General features: G+C 42.0%; 19 protein-coding genes. 15 read left to right on the plus strand and 4 right to left on the minus strand.

Features of this window, described 5'->3' with window-relative positions; genetic code table 11:
- Window positions 1–60: 60 nt before the first annotated feature.
- Entirely contained in the window at window positions 61–1,263 is a 1,203-nt protein-coding gene (locus tag OCU38_RS01530; protein WP_261823497.1) for an MFS transporter, read from the minus strand.
- A gap of 123 nt (window positions 1,264–1,386) precedes the next feature.
- Here OCU38_RS01530 and OCU38_RS01535 point away from each other — a divergent pair, with 123 nt between their 5' ends.
- The gene (locus OCU38_RS01535; protein WP_021712442.1) at window positions 1,387–2,316 is read left to right on the plus strand and encodes a LysR family transcriptional regulator; all 930 of its coding nucleotides are present in this window, start codon (window positions 1,387–1,389) and stop codon (window positions 2,314–2,316) included.
- Between the two features lie 81 nt (window positions 2,317–2,397).
- On the opposite strand, the gene OCU38_RS01540 is transcribed toward OCU38_RS01535, so the two are convergent.
- From OCU38_RS01540 to OCU38_RS01550, 3 genes are all read right to left on the minus strand, one after another.
- Entirely contained in the window at window positions 2,398–3,657 is a 1,260-nt protein-coding gene (locus OCU38_RS01540) for a quaternary amine ABC transporter ATP-binding protein (protein ID WP_261823498.1), read from the minus strand.
- Complete coding sequence (locus OCU38_RS01545) at window positions 3,650–4,549, minus strand: ABC transporter permease (RefSeq protein ID WP_021712440.1); 900 nt, start codon at window positions 4,547–4,549, stop codon at window positions 3,650–3,652. The genes OCU38_RS01540 and OCU38_RS01545 overlap by 8 nt, the downstream gene beginning before the upstream one ends.
- Window positions 4,550–4,618: 69 nt before the next feature.
- Window positions 4,619–5,608 carry an ABC transporter substrate-binding protein gene (locus tag OCU38_RS01550; protein WP_261823499.1) on the minus strand — a complete coding sequence of 330 codons (990 nt, stop codon included), beginning with the start codon at window positions 5,606–5,608 and terminating at the stop codon, window positions 4,619–4,621.
- Between the two features lie 616 nt (window positions 5,609–6,224).
- On the opposite strand from OCU38_RS01550, the gene csrD reads away from it, so the two are divergent.
- The 14 genes from csrD (at window position 6,225) to OCU38_RS01620 (ending at window position 20,940) form a co-directional block, all read left to right on the plus strand.
- Complete coding sequence (csrD, locus tag OCU38_RS01555; protein WP_261823500.1) at window positions 6,225–8,237, plus strand: RNase E specificity factor CsrD; 2,013 nt, start codon at window positions 6,225–6,227, stop codon at window positions 8,235–8,237.
- A gap of 44 nt (window positions 8,238–8,281) precedes the next feature.
- Window positions 8,282–9,721 carry a hypothetical protein gene (locus OCU38_RS01560; RefSeq protein WP_261823501.1) on the plus strand — a complete coding sequence of 480 codons (1,440 nt, stop codon included), beginning with the start codon at window positions 8,282–8,284 and terminating at the stop codon, window positions 9,719–9,721.
- Window positions 9,721–10,362: a type II secretion system protein GspM gene (gene gspM, locus OCU38_RS01565; RefSeq protein WP_261823502.1), complete on the plus strand. Its 642-nt coding sequence runs from the start codon at window positions 9,721–9,723 to the stop codon at window positions 10,360–10,362. The genes OCU38_RS01560 and gspM overlap by 1 nt, the downstream gene beginning before the upstream one ends.
- Window positions 10,355–10,678: an MSHA biogenesis protein MshK gene (locus OCU38_RS01570; RefSeq protein ID WP_261823503.1), complete on the plus strand. Its 324-nt coding sequence runs from the start codon at window positions 10,355–10,357 to the stop codon at window positions 10,676–10,678. The genes gspM and OCU38_RS01570 overlap by 8 nt, the downstream gene beginning before the upstream one ends.
- 15 nt (window positions 10,679–10,693) lie before the next feature.
- Window positions 10,694–12,316 (plus strand): pilus (MSHA type) biogenesis protein MshL, encoded by a 1,623-nt coding sequence (gene mshL / locus OCU38_RS01575; protein ID WP_261823504.1) that lies wholly within the window; start codon window positions 10,694–10,696, stop codon window positions 12,314–12,316.
- Window positions 12,316–13,161 carry an ExeA family protein gene (locus OCU38_RS01580; protein ID WP_021712433.1) on the plus strand — a complete coding sequence of 282 codons (846 nt, stop codon included), beginning with the start codon at window positions 12,316–12,318 and terminating at the stop codon, window positions 13,159–13,161. Before mshL ends, OCU38_RS01580 begins: the two co-directional genes overlap by 1 nt.
- Entirely contained in the window at window positions 13,158–14,459 is a 1,302-nt protein-coding gene (locus OCU38_RS01585; RefSeq protein ID WP_261823505.1) for a tetratricopeptide repeat protein, read from the plus strand. The genes OCU38_RS01580 and OCU38_RS01585 overlap by 4 nt, the downstream gene beginning before the upstream one ends.
- Window positions 14,449–16,176: a GspE/PulE family protein gene (locus OCU38_RS01590; RefSeq protein ID WP_261823506.1), complete on the plus strand. Its 1,728-nt coding sequence runs from the start codon at window positions 14,449–14,451 to the stop codon at window positions 16,174–16,176. The genes OCU38_RS01585 and OCU38_RS01590 overlap by 11 nt, the downstream gene beginning before the upstream one ends.
- 6 nt (window positions 16,177–16,182) lie before the next feature.
- Window positions 16,183–17,403, plus strand: a complete 1,221-nt coding sequence (locus OCU38_RS01595) for a type II secretion system F family protein (RefSeq protein ID WP_021712430.1) — start codon at window positions 16,183–16,185, stop codon at window positions 17,401–17,403.
- 2 nt (window positions 17,404–17,405) lie between these two features.
- Window positions 17,406–17,861 carry a hypothetical protein gene (locus OCU38_RS01600; protein ID WP_021712429.1) on the plus strand — a complete coding sequence of 152 codons (456 nt, stop codon included), beginning with the start codon at window positions 17,406–17,408 and terminating at the stop codon, window positions 17,859–17,861.
- Window positions 17,862–17,956: 95 nt separating this feature from the next.
- On the plus strand, window positions 17,957–18,541 hold the full coding sequence (locus OCU38_RS01605) for a prepilin-type N-terminal cleavage/methylation domain-containing protein (RefSeq protein ID WP_261823507.1): 585 nt from the start codon (window positions 17,957–17,959) through the stop codon (window positions 18,539–18,541).
- Window positions 18,542–18,874: 333 nt separating this feature from the next.
- Window positions 18,875–19,375, plus strand: coding sequence for a type II secretion system protein (locus tag OCU38_RS01610; RefSeq protein ID WP_261823508.1), 501 nt, complete (start codon window positions 18,875–18,877; stop codon window positions 19,373–19,375).
- A gap of 327 nt (window positions 19,376–19,702) precedes the next feature.
- A complete protein-coding gene (locus tag OCU38_RS01615) occupies window positions 19,703–20,167 on the plus strand; it encodes a type II secretion system protein (protein ID WP_261823509.1) in 465 nt (154 codons plus the stop codon).
- A 308-nt stretch (window positions 20,168–20,475) separates the two neighbouring features.
- Window positions 20,476–20,940 (plus strand): prepilin-type N-terminal cleavage/methylation domain-containing protein, encoded by a 465-nt coding sequence (locus OCU38_RS01620; RefSeq protein ID WP_261823510.1) that lies wholly within the window; start codon window positions 20,476–20,478, stop codon window positions 20,938–20,940.
- Window positions 20,941–21,050 lie beyond the last annotated feature (110 nt).

A 21,050-nucleotide genomic window follows, 5' to 3' on the forward strand; every position in this document is an offset into this window, starting at 1 on the left:
ATCGGAAATGTCTATGTTTTATAGCGTTATGTCTTTGTTTTATAAAGTTAAGGCGCTCTGTTAGCTTGCTGTTACTACCGCAGCATCCTCAGTCTCTAATGATGATGTTTTTGCTTCCGCTTTATTGGCTTTGGCAATCAGTAGCAATCCAATAAGAGGTACAACGATAGCTGTGTATGGAATCATGCTTGCGCCAAGGTGTCCATCTAACACCATTCCACCAAGGAAGCCACCAAATGCGTTAGCCAAGTTGAAAGCAGAGATGTTGGCAGTCGCCGCTAGCTCTTGACCTTCACCGCCATGGTTCATAACTCGTAATTGCATTGCTGGTACGTTGGCAAATGAAGCGATACCAAAGATAAATAATGAGATAACGAACAGCACTTTGTTGTCGGTAAATACACCGACTAATAGCAGTGATGCAATTAATGCAATAGCCCAAAACATCGATGCTTTGGCTAAGCTTTTATCTGAAGAGCGGCCGCCTAAGGTATTACCAATAATTAAACCGACACCAACTAGCACTAATATCCAAGTAACAGAGTCTTGTCCAAAGCCAGTAACATGCATTGCGATAGGGGCAATGTAGCCATACAGAGTCATAAACCCTGACCATGCAAAAGCGGTAATGGCTAAACTGATCAGTAGCATAGGGTTTTTAAAGGCAAGTAGCTGAGTTTTGATGCTTTTCGCTTCACTATGACCTGATGAGTGAATAGCAAGCATAATAAATACAAGTGCTACAGCGCCAAATGCGGCTACAGTGAAGAAGGTGTTGCTCCAGCCGAATGTTAAGCTGATCCAAGTACCAGCAGGTACGCCTAATACGTTAGCCAAGGTGAGGCCAGCAAACATTTGTCCTACAGCTCGACCTGCCATTTTTTCTGACACTAGATTAGTGGCAACAACAGCGCCAATACCATAGAAAGGACCTTGAACTAGGCCAGCAATAACGCGACTAACTAATAGTAAAGTGTAGTTAGGTGCAAGGGCTGAAAGGATATTGCCTAAGATAAACAGCCCCATTAAGCCAATGAGAACGTTCTTTTTATTGAACTTGGCAAGGTAGATGGTCAATATTGGACCACCAATAACAATGGCTAATGCGTAAGCACTGATTAGGTAGCCGGCTTGGCCTTCTGTAATGGATAGCGAGGTGGCTATTTGCGGCAATATGCCGGCAATGACAAATTCTGCGGTGCCTATGGCAAAAGCCGCCAGTGTTAAGATCCATACCTGCATTGGCATTTTTTGTTGGCTCATATTCAGCTCCGATAGTTATGCTGATGGGATTATCTGTGAATATTATGGATTATTATTCACAGATTGATAATTGACTAAAAACTGAATACATTATTTAAAATAGCTAAACAATGAAGGGTGGTGATGGGTAAATTCTCTGATATGCAGATGTTCGCGGTCATCGTTAAATTACAAAGCATGGCTGGGGCTGCGCGTGAGTTAGGGGTGTCGGCCGCTTCTATTACTACTCGTTTGAAAGCACTAGAAGATCGCTATGGGGTGAAATTACTCAACCGAACCACTCGGCATATTTCATTGACCGATTCTGGGGAGGTGTACTATCGCTCGTGTTTGGATATTTTAGACAGTGTCTATGAAGTAGAAAATCTCATTACTAAGGGAGTTCGCTCTTCACAGGGGCCAATAAAAATCATCGCCCCAAAAGATATAGGTAAGCAGCTCATTTTACCTATCATTGCCGATTTTACAGCCAAATACCCCGAAGTGACTCCGCACCTTTATCTGAATGATCATGTCCACAACGTGGCAGAAAGTGGCGTTGATATTGTTATTCGCTATGGCGAGTTGGATGATGTCAATATCATCGGACGAAGACTAGGAGAAAGTACAAGGGTGTTGTGCGCCTCACCGCAATACTTAAAACAACAAGGTGTGCCAAAGACGCCAAGTGACCTAAAAGATCATGCCGCTTTAGTGATGTTGAGCTCTCAACAGGAGCTTAAAACTTGGTATTTTCGAAAAGGTACTAAACTGCAGTCTGTGATCGTTAATCCTAAGTACTTATCTGATGATGGAGAGATCATTAAGCAATTAGCCTTAAGTGGGCATGGGATTGCGATGAAGTCACTGTTAGATATTCAAACCGATGTGGAGCAAGGCCGCTTGTGCACAGTGCTGGATGATTATGTGAAAAATTTCAGCTCTGCAACTACAGAGCGCAGTACTGACCTTAAGGTGTACTATCTGGATAAAAGACACCAACCAAAGCGAATTCGCCTGTTCTTAGATTTCTTGTATGAGGCTTTTGCAGAGCAAGAAAAAGCAAAGGCCTGATATAAACACCTATTGTGGTTAACAATGAGTGCAGTATCAGACCTTTATTAAGACTAATAAAAGAGAGCGTTATGTGCTGAGTTAGGCGCTGGCTTCTTTTGTTGGCTCTTGTTTAGTCGATTCTTGTTTAACTTGCTCGTCTTTGGTGCTCTCTTTTGCTTCTTTGTCAGAGAATATATCCGCAACTTTTTCTCTTTCTAGAGTACCTTCTAGCTCGCCGTCATCGTTGATCACCGGTAATGAGTAATCCGATGAAATCGCTTCAGTCAGAACTTCCTCAATGGCAGATTCACAAGAGATAGTCGGCACATCTTCATACAAGCTAGGTTCGATATTATCGATAGCGTCATCATCGGCCGCTTCTTGCAGAGCTTCTTCGGTAATTAAACCTTGATAACCCTCATCAGTGACGTGGTAGCCGTAATCATGGACAGAGTTTCTCATCTGCTTTAGCGCACCTTCTATGGTGCTGTGAGTAATGCGTAATGATGGTTTTTGCATCACAGTTTCTACCGTCAGCGCGCGGGCTCTGTTGACGTCTTTGACAAACGCTTCTACATAAGCAGTAGCAGGGTTGAGAAGAATTTCATCCGGAGTTCCTTGCTGAACTAGCTCGCCGTCTTTCAAGATGGCAATTTTGTCACCGATGCGCAGTGCTTCATCCAAATCATGAGTGATGAAAATAATGGTTTTATGTAGCTTCTCTTGTAGCTCAATCAGCTGATCTTGCATTTCACTTCTAATGAGAGGATCAAGCGCAGAAAAAGCCTCATCCATCAATAGAATTTCAGCATCAGTACATAAGGCACGGGCTAAACCCACTCGCTGCTGCTGTCCGCCAGAGAGTTGAGAAGGGTATTGATCATCGTAACCCTTAAGCCCAACCGTCTCGATCCATTGTGACGCTTTATCTAAACGCTGAGCTTTATCTATACCTTGGATCTCTAAACCATACGCCACATTGTCGATGACTTTGCGGTGCGGCAATAAACCAAAGCGTTGGAATACCATCGACATTTTATGACGACGAAATGTTTCCAGTTCTTTAGGTCCATATTGCATAACATCCGTCCCTTCCACATCAATTTGCCCCTCGGTTGGGTCTATTAGACGGTTGAAGTGACGAATCAAAGTGGATTTTCCAGAACCCGACAAGCCCATTATGACGAAAATCTCACCATTATTAATTTCAAGGTTGATGTCTTTTAGCCCAACAGTGTGACCGGTTTTGGCTAGCACATCGTCTTTACTCAAGCCTTGTTTTACCAAAGGTAAAACAGACTCAGGTTTAGGGCCGAAAATCTTATACAGGCCGGAGATCTTAATTAGAGGTTTAGTCATGTCTTAAATCTCCTAGGTGAGCTTGAGTGCGTTTGGCGTATGCCTGAGTTGAACGGTCAATAAGAATAGCTAACACCACAATTGCCAAGCCATTGAGCAGGCCTAAAGTGAAGTATTGGTTGGTGATGGATCTTAATACCGGCTGGCCTAAGCCTTTCACGCCAATCATAGAAGCAATCACCACCATAGATAGCGCCATCATTACGGTTTGGTTTATGCCGGCCATGATAGTTGGCATTGCTAGAGGCAACTGCACCCCAAATAGGCGCTGACTGCGGCTTGCGCCAAAGGCAGTAGCTGCTTCCATTACTTCCTTATCAACCAAGCGGATACCAAGGTTGGTTAGGCGAATTACTGGAGGAATCGCATAAATGACCACCGCAATAAGCCCAGGGATTTTGCCGATACCTAATAGCATGACCACAGGAATCAAATACACAAAAGCGGGCATGGTTTGCATGATGTCGAGAATAGGAGTGACAACACTTTGCACTCGATTAGAGCGTGCCATTGCTATGCCTATCGGGATACCTACAATAATGGCGAGCGCAGTACAAACCGTAATAATACTTAGGGTGCGCATGGTGTCGTCCCACATCCCTAAATAGCCAATAAAGAGCAGTGCAATCACACCGCCAATAGTGAGTTTTAATGAGCGACTGGCAAGATAGATAAGGGCGGTGATGACTGCCAGTACGATGAACCAAGGCGTGGCAAGTAATAGCTTTTCAAACCACACCAAAAATGAAAGAAGGGGATCAAATAAGGATTCGATGAAGTCGCCATATTCTCTCGAAAAATCTTTATACGCACCGTCTAATGTTTTGCGGATGGTGCGCATGGTTGAGCGATCAATTTCGGGAAAACTGGACAACCAACTGCTATCGAACATATACATTCCTTTATATAGTCGAAAGGGTAACTGATTGAGTTACCCTTTATTTTATGGCTTATGAAGAGATTAGAGGTTGCTAGTGATTTTCTTAGCAATTTCTGGAGAGACCCACTGTTTCCAGATTTCAGGTGAAGTCTCAAAGAAGTGATACATGGTGTCTTCTGAACTGGCTTGTTCGTCTTCCATCCACGCTAACAGCTTGTTCATATCGCTGTTTTTAAAGCCACGTTTAGCTAGGTATTCCATTGCCGCTGGGTTTTTACTGGCAAAGCTAGAAACGACAACTGTGTTAACTGGAGAGGGCGGGTACATAGAAACGGTTTTGCTTTCACAGCCTTCAACTGCAATACAGTTCACAAACTCTTGTTCGTTGACGCCACTACCAAAATCAACTTTTACCATCTCGTATTTACCCAAGACAGCGGTAGGTGCCCAGTAGTAGCCAAACCAACCTTCTTTGCGCTCATAGGCTTTCGCGATAGAACCTGAAAGACCAGCACTTGAGCCGGAATCAATTAATTCAAAACCCGCTTTGTCTAGTTCTAAAGCTTTAAATAGGTTTCCGCCAGAAATCTGACATCCCCAACCAGCTGGACAACCGTAGAAACCCGCTACATCAGGATCTTCAGGGTGGGTAAATAGCTTAGCGTGCTTTTTAACCCCTTCAATGGTCGCAAGTTCTGGGTACTGTTTCACTAAATAGGATGGCACCCAAAAGCCTTCTTCACCACCGTCAACTAGCGCTTTACCTGCATAAGCAAGTCGCCCTTCTGCAACGCCTTTTTCAATGGCGTCTTTAACTGAGTTAGTCCAAAGTTCTGGTGCAATATCAGGTTGGCCTTTTTCGACCATAGAAGTGGCGGTAGGCATAGTATCGCCTGGAGTCAGTTCAGCATCACAGCCATAACCGTGTTCAAGGATAAATCGGTCGATATTGGCAATAACACTCGCTGAATTCCAGTTCATGTCAGCGATAGTCACTGTGCCACATTCTGCTGCTTGAGCTTGGCTTGAAACACTAGCAATTATTGCTAGTGAGGCTAGTTTCCATTTCATCATAAGTCCTTTTGTATGATTTGGTCTCTTTTAAAGAGTACATTATATCCCATGGCTATTACACCCCTAACTCTTTAGAACTAAAGTGAATGTAGGAAAGCGAGTTACTGGTAAATTTGCCGTAAATGTATACAAATCAAGGCTTGCAAGGCGAAAACTACTCATTTTTGATGGGTGTATATATGCATATTTGAACAGTTATAATTTCCTTGATGAGGTAGAAAAAGCATCCGTGAGCGTATTTTTTGAAGGAAAAACCACATCATCTAAATTCTAGGTAAGCCACCATTGTGCGTATGTGAGGAGGGTTGAATAGAACGCTGCGCATCACAATACTCACTACTACATTAAGGTTGATTATTGATGAGCAAAGAGGCAAAGTGCACCTGTTTATTGAGGCTCTACCAATATCAGTATTACTTTAAGTAATACAGTGATGGATTTTGCGTATTTTTATGCAAAATAAATTAATAGATAATGAGTCGTCAAATAACAAAATGGCCTTTTTAGAGATCATTTTTGGTAACTGAGCCTTATTTTTTTTGTAAAATGGTTTCATTCGGTTCGGACCTGTATATCCTTAAGATTACCAATGAAATTCAAGGATTGAATCTTCATGAGAGCAACCCCTTCACTCAAGCTTAGCACCCGTTTGGTTGCATTTGTGACCATGATAGTTATTGGCGCTGTGTTTATCCTCTTTGTAGGAGGCGCATTATCGCTTAAACAACTCGGCGAAGAATACACAAAGCACTCAGTGCAAAGCGTGACCAAAGTTATCGATCAGCAACTTCTCGAGCATGTAAATACCAGTGAGTTACGCCGTTGGATCCCCAAGCTTATTAAAGCCAGTAATATTATTGAGCTCGAAGTTACGACGCCGCATGCGGTTATTTTTCAGTATAACGACACCGAAACTCGCTATGATCAAACGCGATTGATCTCTATTTCCACGCCGCTCACCCTTAATCCCTCGCATACCGTTAACATTAAATTACTGCCGCCTTATATTGGTTATCACTACTCCGTGGGGGCATTGTCATCAATTACTCTCGCTTTTGGCTTAATTGTCCTTTGTTTGGTGCAAGGGGTGCGCTGGCTAAAAGTTCAGTTGCAAGGTTCTGAGCTATTAGAAGAAAGAGCCAGAATGATATTAGCGGGGCGGGTTGAACAATATGCAGTGGGCGATCATCTCGAATGGCCTTATACCGCAAGTGAAGCGCTCGATAAATTAATAGCAGAATTACAAGATGCGCGACAAGAAAGAAGCCGATTTGATACGTTTATTCGTTCGCAAACCTTTCTTGATCAACTGACAGGCGCTGCTAACCGTTTGTCTTTTGATAATAAATTAGAGTCAACCCTCACAGAAAGTAATGCTGCGGGTGGTATTATAATTATTCAGGTTAATGATTGGGCCGATATTCGAGGCCCAGAAAGCAAGCAACAGAAAGATCGTTTAATTATTGCTTTAGGTGATGCCCTAACCAATTGTATTAATCGTTTTCCTGATGTGGTTTTTGCGCGTTATTTTGAGTCTACGTTTGCGGTGCTTATTCCAAACCAGTCTCAAGTTGAAGTGTCTAGCTTGGCTTCACAAATATTAAAGCAAGCCAGTAAGTTAGAACCTCTGCCAGAGCATGATCCTGATAATTGGATTCATGCGGGCATGACGGTCTATAAACAAGGCGAGCGGAAGAGCGATATATTAAACGAAGTTGAAACGGCACTGAAAAGTGCGCAATTAGAAGGTTCTAATAATTGGAGTCGCTTTAAAAAGCGCAGCATGCCGTCCTCAGAAAGAGGCAGTGTGCGCTGGAGAACCCTTTTTGATCAGCAATTGGATGCCAGTAAATTAACCCTAATTAAGCAGCCATGTTATCTATTGGATGACAGGGGAGAAGTTGAATTTATTCATCACGAACTCTTTAGTCGAATACGTGATGAAAAAGGCGAAACATTAAAAGCGTCTAAGTTTAGCCCTGCAATACGACAAGTGGGATATGAGCGACAACTTGATCGGAACGTGTTGATAAACGTAGTTAAATTTTTAAAGCAAGACAGTCTTGATTCATGCTATTCTATTAATCTATATGCACAACCGTTTAGGTATCGTTCTCATTTTGATTGGTTTAGGAATGAGCTACTGCAATTAACACCTAAACAAAGACAAAGATTGGCCTTTGAATTTATGGAAGGGCCGATGGTGACTTACTTAGATTCTATTCGCAGAGTGCTTAAAATGTTGTCTGCTCTAGGCTGTAAGGTCATCGTTAATCAAGCTGGGCGTACCATAATTAGTTCGCACTATATTAAAGATTCGACCATTGATTACCTTAAATTGCATAGAAGCCTAGTACGCAATATAGAAAGACGTTCAGAAAACCAATTGTACATTCGTAGCCTAATAGGGGCATGTGCAAATACAGATACCAAAGTAATTGCTGTGGGTGTAGAGACAAAGCGTGAATGGCAACAATTAGTGAATTTGGGAATAGACGGTGGTCAAGGCCGTTTCTTTGCAGAAGAAAGTGATTTTATTGCCCCAGTTATCTCTCAACCTTTAGCGGTAAAATCGACTATTCCAGGAAGACGGAATAGGTGGAAAAATAAAGTAACCAATAACTAATCAGCATTTTTTATTGGCTCTAAAAATACTAAGTGGTAATACAAATGACATGGTTGTCGAAATTGAAGAACTTAAAATCATCAAAGGATGATGATTTTCAATTAGTCATTGTTATTCAGGCAGATGGAGTTTATCTGTCGGATCTGTCCCACCCGCAAAAAGCCCCAGAACTTTATCCTATTGCGCATGGCAATTGGGAAAACGCACTTAAAGACGCTCTCTCGAATAAGTCTATCAAAGGCAAGGCTTGCATTGTTCTTGGCACTCAGCACTACCAAAGTTATCAGATAGATAAACCTCAAATACCAAAAGAAGAGTGGCCGGTAGCGCTTCCATTTTTACTCAAAGATCTCATCTCAGAAAAATTCACCGATATTGTGGCTGACGCCAGCTTGATGCCTGATGGGCAAAAGGTACAGGCTTACATTATTAGTAAACACACGCTGCAAACCGTATTAGATGTAAGCAATGCGCAGCATGTGACCGTTACTAGAGTCATCACTGAAGATGAAGTGTGGGGACATTCCACTGAAGCACAACAGAGTTTTCTACTGCTAAGACGCAGTATGAATGACGGCTATAAATTAGCCGCCTATGTAGATGGCGCACCTGTTTTTCTGCGTAGCTTACGGGGGATTGCCGCTCCTATTACGGGACAAAATGGCACTCCATCCATGTACGACTCGCTGGCTCTTGATATTCAGCGAAGCGCTGATTATTTAACAGCGTCTCTACCGCAAGCATCATTTAACCATTTGTTTGTCTGCTGTGATGAAGACAATCTCGAAGAGTTAGTGGCGAAGCTGCAAGACACGGTCAACCCTAAAATTAATGCACTGTCACAGCCACACTTACCTTGTGGGATAGAGCTGTGTAAAACCGTTGCGCAATTATCTTCTTTTAGCATCAATTTATACCCTAAGCATCTGCGACCAAAGCAAGAATTAGTCACTCTGAATAAAGTCGTGGCGTTGTGGGTGATCACTTTTGTGGCTATTGCAGGCTTGGCGTATTTAGAAAAACAGCAAACACAAAGTATTCAGTTGCAATTAACCAGTATTCAGAATCAATCTGAGTTGTTGGATAAAGAAAAATCCAGCCTGCAACAGCGACTAGCAAGCCATACACCCACTCAAGCAAAATTAAATGCAGCGAAGAGAATTGAGCAGGACATTGAAGCGAAGAAGAGCTCGCTACAGGCTGTGGGTAAATTTGATGAGTCACAAAAAGTGGGCTATTCAGGGATTATGGATGCCTTAGCTTCACAAGCAAGAAATGATATTTCTCTACAACACATTCTTATTACCAGTACTCGTTTAGACCTTAATGGTGTCGCGAGTAATCCAAAAGCGGTGCCGAGTTGGGTCAATCAGTTTAAGAAAGAGCTCGCGTTAGTGGGAAGAACTTTTGAATCGTTACACATTGCTAGAGACAAAAAAAATGTCGTGACATTTGAGCTTAAATCTAAGGCTGGGGTGAAATAATGAAAGAGCAATGGCTATTATTTTGCGAACGCTTCTCTAATTTAAGTGAGAGAGAAAAGTGGCTAGTCTCAGCGGGTGGCTGGGTTAGTATTCTTTTAATTTCATTAACGTTTCTATTAGATCCTGCCACTGAGACAAGACAGAGCACGCAACGAAACTTAGAAAGAGAACGTAGCGCGGTTCAGTTAACTCAAGCGGATATTAATGTGCTGGTGGCGAAGTTAAAACGAGACCCAGACGCTGAGATCAATAAAAAGCTAAAAGCCCTCACTCTGGCAAATCAAGAGCTTTCTGAAGAGCTTTCTAATGTGGTGGATAGTTTAATTGCTCCAAGCCAGATGGCTGAGTTGCTAGAAACCGTTTTAGGCAGTAGCAATAACCTCAAGTTAGAGTCTCTACAGTCACTACCCGCAGAATCGATTACCAAAACCAGTGATAGTGCAGGTTACTTTTTGCATCCAGTCAAAATCACTATCTCAGGTCGATATTTCGATATTAAGGATTTTCTGGCGAAGCTTGAGGGCATGCCTGTGAAATACTTTTGGCGAAGTTTTGATTATAAGGTGCAAAAATACCCTAGAGCTGAATTAGTTTTAGTGGTTTACACCCTAGGCACGAGACAGGAGTTTATCAGTGGTTAGAGTGATTGCGATTACCCTTTTATTTCTTTTAAGTTCAGTGGCGCATGCGGCTCAAGATCCGACCGCACCATTAGGATGGTATAGCAAGAAATCCAGCAGTGTGGTTAAGCGAAAAACAGCGCCTCTGCCAAGGTTGCAAAGTATCGTTTGTGATGATGGATCTCAGTGCTTTGCGATGCTCAATGATAAGATTTTATCTAATGGGCAGTTTGTAGTCGGTTATAAGATCAAAGCGATAACTTTTGAACAAGTTACCTTGGTTCGTGCCGGAAAAACTTGGAACTTAGAAATTTTCAACTCAGATATCAGACAATAAGGCTTTATTAAATTTATGCGTATTATTTTCCTAGGGATGGTTATCGCTATTTTATCTGGATGTTCAATGGGGCATAGAGACCCTGTTGAGGTCAAGAAAGCTTTGAACGAAGCAGCGAATCAAGCAAATAGCAAAAGTTTGGACGAACTGCCTGACTCAGTGCAAGCTGATCTGATGCCTGAATTAGAAGGCTTATCCTCTTCTGATCAACCAACGATTAAGCGCTTTAGAGTGCAAGCGAATGACGTTCCGGCTAAAGCCTTCTTTGCTAACTTAGTCAAAGGTACTGAGTTTAGTGCTGCCATTCACCCTGATGTTACAGGTAGAGTGACAGTAAATTTAACTGACGTCACTATGGATGAAGTGCTCAATGTCGTGCGTGATATCTACGGGTACGACGTCGTTAAAAATGGCAAAGTGATCCAAGTTTACCCAGCAGGACTGCGTACTGAGACTATTCCTGTTGATTACTTGCAGCTAAAACGAATTGGACGTTCTTTAACGTCGATTACTAATGGTTCGGTATCTTCTAAAGATGATGGTTCTAGCAGCAGTAGTAGTGATTCAAGCTCATCGAGCTCTTCTTCAAGCACATCAACTGAGAAAACGGGCGGTACTGATATTGAAACCTTGAGTGAAAGTGACTTCTGGACTCAATTAGAAAAATCAGTTTCAACCTTAATTGGTGCCAATGGTGGACGTAGCGTTGTGGTGTCTCCACAAGCGAGTGTCATTACTGTTCGCGCCATGCCAAATGAGATTCGCGAAGTTCGCCAATTCCTTGATGTGTCTCAAAAACGCTTGCAGCGTCAGGTTATTCTAGAAACGAAAATTTTAGAAGTGACTTTAAATGATGGCTACCAACAAGGCATTGAGTGGAGCAACATGAGTGCTTCTCTTGGTGGTGCTGATGTTGTGGTAAACCGCGCCGCTTCTACGCTAGCAGGTTTAGACCCTATCGCCGATCTATTAGGCGGCTCTACCAGTGTTACAGTGTCAGATGGTAACTTCCAAGCGGTACTGAACTTTATGGCAACTCAGGGCGACTTAAACGTTCTATCTAGCCCAAGAGTGACTGCCGCCAACAACCAAAAAGCACTGATCAAAGTCGGTGAAGATGAATACTTTGTAACTGATGTTAGCAGTGTAGTGGGCAGTGGTGATAATGCGAACGTTGCGCCAGATGTTGAACTAACGCCGTTTTTCTCGGGTATTTCTCTGGATGTGACACCGCAAATTGATGATAAAGGTAATGTATTACTGCATGTACACCCAGCGGTTATTGATGTGTCGACAGAAGTAAAATCTATCGATCTTGGTGACACCGCAGGCGTGATTCAACTACCACTGGCTAAAAGCTCAATTCGCGAGTCAGACACAATTATTCGAGCGTCGGACGGCGATGTTGTTGTTATCGGTGGCTTGATGAAGTCATCAAATAAAGATGTTGTTTCGAAAGTTCCTTTCTTAGGTGATATCCCAGGTATTGGACACTTATTCCGTAACACTGTGAATTTAAGTGAAAAAACCGAACTGGTTATCTTACTTAAACCAACGGTTGTTGGTGTGAATACTTGGCCACATGAGATTGAGCGCTCACGAGATTTATTGAACGAATGGTTCCCTGAAGGGCAATAATGTATTTTTCTCGATTTGGTTTTAATCAACCGCCGTTTGGCCTAACGCCAAATACTGAGTTGTTTCACGGATTAGCCCCGCATTATGAGGCGATCAATACCGTGATGTCTGCAATCAGTATGGGCGAGGGCGTTATTAAGTTAACAGGAGAAGTAGGCACTGGAAAAACCATGGTGTGTCGCATGCTGATAGAGCAACTAGAGCATGAATACTCATTGGTTTATCTGCCTAATCCAGTACTTGATGGCGACGGCATTCGCTTTGCGATAGCGAAAGAGTTGCAAGTGGATACGACAGATCAAAGAGCGATTGTAGACAATATTCAACAAAAATTATTGCTACTTAGAGAAGCAGGAAAACCTGTAGTGGCTTTAATTGACGAGGCACAAGCATTAAGTGATGAAGCACTGGAAACCATACGTTTGTTTGGCAACCTTGAAACCATCAATAGCAAGCTACTGCAAATTGTGTTGATTGGACAACCAGAGCTTGAAGAAAGACTCTCTTTGCACCATTTACGACAGTTTCGACAGCGCATCACCTTCAGTGCCGAGTTAAGGCCGTTAACGTTAGAAGAAACCGCGGCGTATATCGATCATAGGATCACCTCTTGTGGTGGCAGCAAAAACTTGTTTAATTTGCGCCAAAAGAAAGCTATTTGGCGTGCGGCGTCAGGGATTCCAAGAATCGTTAATCAGTTGTGCCATAAGGCGTTGCTGTTGGCTTTTACTTCCGATAAACAAACTGTCGCCAATCGACATTTGTTCGATGCAATGAAAGATACCTATGTAATGCAAAAGCCAAAATATAAAACACCATGTTTATGGGGATGGCAACAAGTATGAGTGTAGTAAATAGCGCCCTATCTAAATTAGCGGATAAAGATAAACCGCAAGGGCAAACCATAACCAAGGCTGAAGTGCCTGAAATCAAACGCTCAAAACCTTTGGTATGGTTGATTGCTGGATTTACCATTAGCATGGCTATTGGCGGCTGGGCTGTGTCGCAACAAGGAAAAGACCTTGAGTACAACACGTCCTCAGATGCAATTACTACCACGCAAGAAGCTGCACCTGAAACGACTGCATCAGCATCAGCATCAGAAACTGCACCACAGCAACCTGCCGCTGAGCAAGCTCAGCCAATGAGGCTTTCTCCTACGCACAGTAAAGTGCAGCAATCGGTGACAATTCACAGTACGCAACCTGTAGTGCCTGTCGCGGAGCCTGTTAAAGAAAAAGCAGTTAAGCAAGAGTCTGTTAAAAAAGAGCCTGCGAAACAAGCTGTTGCTAAGGTGAGTTCAAATGAGCCAAAAGCTCAGCCAGTTGTCGCAAAAGCGAAAACAGCACCAGTTAAAAAAGCTGCCCCTGTTAAAGCGACTGCGGCTAAGACTCAGCCTCAGCCTAAACCTGTAGCTAAAACAGTGGCGGTTAAAGCCGCGCCAATTAAAGCTACGCCAATAAAAACTAAAGTCGAAGAACCGATTTTACTGGCAAAAGTGAACACGCCGACTAGCCAACAAAGTATGACGGTTGAGCATGTTGAGTTAACTCATAGAGAGCTTGCGGATAAATCGATTGCGATAGCCGAAAAGGCAATTGATTCTAATGATGTCAATACTGCGTTTATTGAATACAACAACGCCTTGCGCTTAGTGCCTGATGATGAAAATGTGCGTCAAAAATTAGCAGCACTTTATTATGGAAGAAAGGATCTAAGAAAAGCGGCGACTACCTTGCAAGACGGTATTCGCCTTAATGATCAAAGTGAAGCGCTTCGCTATTCATTGGCAAAATTGTTGATTAAAGAACAGCAACCAGAAGCCGCGCTCAGTGTATTAATTACGGTGCCAAAAACGGCCAGTAATGATTACCTGGCGTTGCGCGCTGGCCTAGCTCAAGAAGTAAAAAATACCGATGTTGCGCTAGAGAGCTATCAAATTCTGTCAGAAAAAGATCCTAATAATGCCCGCTGGTGGCTGGGGTTAGGCATTTCTCAAGAGCGTAGTTTAGATTATAAGAATGCTCAGGTTTCTTACACCAAAGCGATAGGCTTAGTGGGTGTTTCGACCAAAACACAGTCCTTTATTCGAGACCGTTTAAAGCTTCTTAAATCATTAGAAGGGGACAATAGTGGCAATTAAACTTGTAAAACGCTTAGGTGATTTGTTAGTTGAAAGCAATATTGTTTCCGAAGAACAAGTACAGCAAGCTCTTGATGCACAAAGACAAACCGGTCGAAAGCTCGGTGATACGCTTATTCAGTTAGGCTTTATCTCTGAAAAGCAGCTACTTGAATTTTTGTCTCAGCAATTAAACTTACCGCTGATTGATCTTAACTTAGCGCAGGTAGATGTGGATGCCGTGCAGTTGCTTCCTGAAGTACATGCCCGTCGTTTAAGAGCGTTAGTCATAGATTGTCGTGAGCATGTTGTGCGCGTGGCAATGAGTGACCCTGCGGATCTGTTTGCGCAAGAATCAGTATTACGTCTGCTATCAAATTACGATATCGAATTTGTTATCGCAGCAGAGCATCAATTAGTTTCGGGTTTCGATCGTTATTATCGTCGCACCAAAGATATCGCTTCATTTGCCGAGCAGTTGCATGCCGAACATCAGCCCACAGACAGTTTTAATATTACGGCAAACGATGAATCAGACAGCGATGAAGTCACCGTTGTTAAACTGATTAATTCACTGTTTGAAGATGCGGTACAAGTTGGCGCATCCGATATTCATATTGAGCCTGATGAAAACGTGCTGCGTTTAAGACAGCGTGTCGATGGTATTTTGCATGAAACTATTTTAAACGAAGTGAACATAGCCTCGGCATTAGTGCTTCGTTTAAAACTGATGGCCGATCTGGATATCTCGGAGAAGCGTCTACCGCAAGACGGTCGTTTTCATATAAATGCCAAAGGGCAATCCATTGATATTCGTATGTCGACTATGCCAGTAGAATTTGGCGAGTCGGTGGTAATGCGTTTGCTCAATCAAACCGAAGGTGTGCGTCAGCTTGACGAAACGGGCTTGCCTGAACATCTGTTGCAACGCATTCGCTATCAATTGAAACGTCCGCATGGAATGATTTTGGTTACCGGACCAACAGGTTCCGGTAAAACCACCACCTTATATGGTGCACTGACAGAGCTGAACTCGCCGGGTAAGAAAATCATCACTGTGGAAGACCCTGTTGAGTATCGATTACCACGAGTCAATCAGGTGCAGGTTAATAGCAAAATTAACTTGGATTTCTCCACCATATTGCGAACTTTCTTACGTCAAGATCCCGACATTATTTTAGTAGGTGAGATGCGTGATAGAGAAACGGTAGAAATAGGCCTGCGTGCAGCTTTAACCGGTCACTTAGTATTAAGTACTTTGCACACCAACGATGCCGTTGACAGTGCATTGCGTATGATGGATATGGGTGCGCCGGGTTACCTAGTCGCAAGCTCGGTTCGCGCTGTATTAGCTCAGCGTCTTATTCGCCGTGTATGCACCGATTGTGGTGAAACTCACAGTGTTAGTGTGCACCAACAAACTTGGTTGCAAGCGCGCTTCCCAAATCAATCCCATGCGACCTTTAGTAAAGGCCGAGGTTGTCAAAGCTGTAACTTAACGGGCTATAAAGGGCGTGTTGGTGTGTTTGAATTGCTTGAATTTGATCAAGCCCTAATGGATCTGCTGCGAGCCAATGACGCCGTTGGTTTTACTCAGCAAGCAAGACATACCGAAGGGTATAAACCTTTATTGGTATCAGCAATGGAGTTGGCACTGCAAGGGATTGTGAGTTTAGAAGAAGTGATGACTTTAGGTGAGGGTGACAGCTCTGGCCTTATTGAACCGTATATTTTGTAGGGGTTTATGGCTACTTTTAAATATCAAGGACGAAACCTCGAAGGGCAAAAAGTCAATGGCCTCGTCGATGCTGCTACTCAAGAATTAGCAGTAGAAGCATTAATTGGTAAAGGGATCATACCGACTTCGCTACGTTCAGGTAAATCTAAGGGAAAAAGCAACTTCGACTGGAAGGCGATGTTTGTTCCTGCGGTGCCACTTGAAGTGTACGTGATATTTTGCCGCCAAATGTACAGCTTAACCAAAGCGGGTATTCCGTTATTACGTGCTATTCGAGGCTTAACCTCAGATGCGAGTAACAAGCAACTTAAACAGGCATTAGAAGAAGTCGGTAATGAACTGACCAATGGTCGCAGTTTGTCGGCATCCATGCAGCTTCATTCGCATGTGTTTAGCCCTTTATTTGTGTCTATGATTTCAGTCGGTGAAAGTACCGGGCGTCTTGACCAAGCGCTTTTGCAGTTGAGCCACTATTACGAGCAAGAGTTAGAAACCCGTAAACGAATAAAAACGGCAATGCGTTATCCGATATTTGTGTTGTCCTTCATTGGTATTGCGATGTTCGTGCTTAACGTTAAGGTTATTCCGCAATTTGCCAGTATGTTTGCCCGCTTTGGGGTCGATCTGCCATTACCTACGCGTATCTTGATAGGTACGTCGAACTTTTTTGTAGAGTATTGGACTTTAATTATCGCAGTAATAGTCGGTTTACTGTTTGCTTTTCAGGCTTGGATAAGCCGCGCCGAAGGGCGAGAAACTTGGGATAAAATTCGACTGCGCTTCCCTGTTGTAGGGGATATTGTCAATCGTGCACAACTGGCTCGTTTTTCCAGAACATTTTCTTTGATGCTGCAATCAGGTGTTCCGTTGAACAATGCATTGGCATTATCAGCCGAATCCATGGACAACAAATATTTAGAAGCACGCTTATTAGAAATGAAAGCGGCGATTGAGGCGGGTTCTGCAATTTCCAGTGCGGCAAAGAGTACTGGAATATTTACCCCATTAGTTCAGCAGATGATCTCGGTCGGAGAAGAAACTGGCCGCATAGATGAGTTGCTGATAGAGGTCGCTGACTTTTATGATCGTGAAGTGGATTACGATCTTAAAACACTGACTGCTCGCATAGAGCCAATCTTGCTGGTGATCGTTGCCGGAATGGTATTGATCTTAGCATTGGGTATCTTCCTTCCAATGTGGGGAATGCTGGATGCGATACAAGGATAATTGTGGAAACAAGTTATCGAAATTCTAACTTAGTTCAATTGGCTGCTTGGGGCAGTGTTGTGCTGATTTTAATCGCAGTATTGTTGACTGCGATGCATCGAATAAGGACAGAAGCGGAAAGCACATTAGTATCGTTAATTGCCAGCAAGGCACTTTTAAGGGCTAACCATTTGCGTCAGCATTGGGAGATGCATGGTAAGCCAATGCAGGCCAAGATTAATGATAAAACGGTGTCGTTTAATGATAAAGGCTGGGTAAAACCGATATTGGACGAAGTACAAAGTTGCGAAGCTTGGCAGACCATCATATTGCCAAAATCGAAGCAGGAGTATTCGCCGATATCAGTTGAATTATTTCAGGCGGGTAACGTGTATTCATGTGCCTATACTTTTAGTAACCAAGAGGTGTTAGTGATAAAAATGGTTGGAGGAAGTCTATCTATTCAAAAGGAACATTGAAGATATTTCGTACATCTATGTACATTCATGAGTAGATTATTTGAACAATAGGTATATAATCTGCCATCCAAATTTGTACCCAAGAGGGATTTTTTATGAAACGTAACTCCGGTTTTTCTTTGGTTGAACTTGTTATCGTTATCGTGGTGCTTGGTCTGTTAGCTGTTGCTGCATTGCCTAGATTCTTAAACGTAACTGACAAAGCTAAAGAAGCAAGTATAGAAGGTGTGGCTGGCGGATTTGCTACCGCTGTATTATCAGCTCGTGCACAGTGGGAAGCTGAGCAACGTCCTCGTACCGATGCGACTAATAAAAATACTAATTTTGTTGATTATGATGGAAGTTATTTCCAATTAACATCATCAGAGTTAGGGAATGGAACTGATACTGGTCTTCGTGATGGTTACCCTATTGCATTTGCTGGTGATTCTATACCAACAACTGCATCACCAACGGCTTTGATTGAAGCTGCGTGTGTTGATTTGTTTGAAAACTTACTGCAAAACCCACCGAAAGTGGGCACAACAGCTGACGTGGCTACTGATAGCACTATCAAATATTCAGCGCAATTTATCAATGATAACTGTCGCTACACGCAATTGAGTGGCGACCAAGCCAGCTCTGCACATTACTTTGATTATGATGTGTCTAAAGGTGCGGTTAACGTAGTTTTAAATTAATGAAAGTGACATAAGTGCTTCGTAAGATTAACCAGTTAGTAGCAATGACCTCTTGGATATCGTGTATTGCTGCTACTGATAATCAAAATGGTTTTTAGAGTGCTTTTGTCATGCTTTCATGTAGAAAAAGATGTCATCTGTTCTATGGTTTAACATAGAACAGATGAAAAGTTATACGCTCTAAGATTATCCTTGTGAAAACAAGAGATTAGAAAATAAAAAAATGAGTCGATATGTTATAAAAAAGCATGCATATCACTTGTTTATATTATTTTACGAGTTAATATATTTAGTAACAGTTCAAGTATGTTAAATACATAAAAGGTAGAAAATATGAAGAAGCAAGGCGGTTTTACACTTATTGAGCTTGTAGTAGTTATCGTTATCCTAGGTATCCTAGCTGTAACAGCTGCTCCTCGCTTTTTGAATCTACAATCTGATGCACGTGAGTCTTCTCTACAAGGCTTGAAAGGTGCAATGGCGGGAGCAGGCTCTATCGTTTATGGTAAGGCTGCGATTGAAGGCAAAGAGCGTGAAGAAATTAGTGGAGCTTATCCTACTTTGGATGACTCGACACAAATTAATTTTGGCTATCCTGCTGCAACAAAAGATGGTCTAGTTAAGGTTGTTCAAGGACTAGAAGACTCTGATGAATGGGTCTATGCAGAAGAAACAACAGGAGTCGCTGGTACCCCTGGAACTCTAGTAGCAACATTTACCGGTACTGCATCAGCTGCAGCAGCTATTACAGGTACTGGTTGTTATGTTAAATATACAGAGGCTGACTCGGAAACATCAACTCCTGATATTAGCGTAACTGCTACCGACTGTTAATAAATAGAATTTATAAATTGGCTTCACTTTGAAGTGATTTCCTAAAATTGAATATTTCTATTAAGTGAAGTTTAAGGTCTGATTTCGATACTTTTTCGAAGTCAGACTTTTTATTTTAATACATAGATCAATTATAGTCTTCTGCATACTCCTTATATGATACTTCACTTATGATATCTGACGATTATTTACTGGTTTAGAACAAAGATTTATAGTAGTAGTTAAGACGTCAATTTATAGTAAAAAATTAGTACATCTCTTGTTTAAATCACCTCAGAAACTAAGCTATTTAGTAACAACTAGAATTGTGCATATAAAGGGAACAACATGAAAAAACAAGTTGGCTTTACGCTTATTGAACTTGTCGTAGTTATTGTCATTCTCGGTATCCTAGCTGTAACAGCTACTCCTCGCTTTTTAAATATACAATCCGATGCGCGCAAGTCCTCTTTACAAGGTTTAAAAGGTGCGATGACTAGTGCAGCATCTATTGTCTATAGTAAGGCTGTGATAGAAGGTAAAGAAGCTTCAGCTACAGCAGATATCGAAGGGATCGATATTGTATATGGTTACCCATCAAATAGTGATACGGGAATAATGAAAGCTGTGGACGGCCTAGATAAAGATTGGATGCTTGTATTTTTAAACGGTTCAGATATGACCTTTACATTTAAAGGACAAGATTCCAGTCAGTTTACTGATACAAATGGCTGTTATGTTCGATATGATCCGGCGACAAGTACCGCAGCTAATTTATCAGCCAAAGCAACCGTTGTTGATAATGATTGCTAACTTAGAATATTAGATTCCGGAAGGCCGACTTTGTTGGTCTTTTTATGCATCTCATTAAATAACATATTTATTAACACAACTAAGTTCGATTCCATATAAGATCTATTATTTCGATATTCATTGCACTGCATATCCTACGTATTGTAAATAAAGAATTATATATTCAAACATAACCTTCCATAACGCCATATATTCAAAAAAAGAATATCGCTATCTACCATAAATTTGACCTATAACGCCTATTTATATTTACTTACAAGTTAACATACTTAGCAATAGGTATATTGGGTTATATAAAAGGCGACAAAATGAAAAGGCAAGGTGGTTTTACACTTATTGAGCTTGTGGTGGTAATAGTTATTCTAGGTGTTCTAGCTGTAACAGCAGCTCCTCGCTTTTTGAACTTGCAATCTGATGCACACAAGTCTTCTTTGCAAGGCTTGAAGGGTGCAATGACTAGTGCTGCGTCTATTGTTTATAGTAAGTCAGTCATTGAAGGGAAAGAAACTCAGCCATCAGGCACTCTGATAGAGAATATTGATATTGCCTACGGTTACCCATTAGCAACTTCTACAGGTATTCTTTTGGCTATTCAGTCAGGATCAGATAGTGATAAGTTAGCATCCGGTACGGTTGATAATTCATTATTTGCTACCTTTTCAGATACCGCTTCTGGAGCAATGGCGATACAGCGTACACATTGTTATGTAACGTATACTCAAGCTTCCTCAAGTGCTTTACCTGCAGTAGATCTAGAAGATTCAGGCTGTTAATTATTAACGTCAAACTAAGGTCAGCAATCGCTGACCTTTTTTATTCCCAACAATCATGCTATTTCTTAGCGAGATTGCATTCAATTCTATATAATCTAATTACTTACGTT

Source organism: Vibrio neonatus (assembly GCF_024346975.1).
GTDB classification, from domain to species: Bacteria; Pseudomonadota; Gammaproteobacteria; order Enterobacterales; family Vibrionaceae; genus Vibrio; species Vibrio neonatus.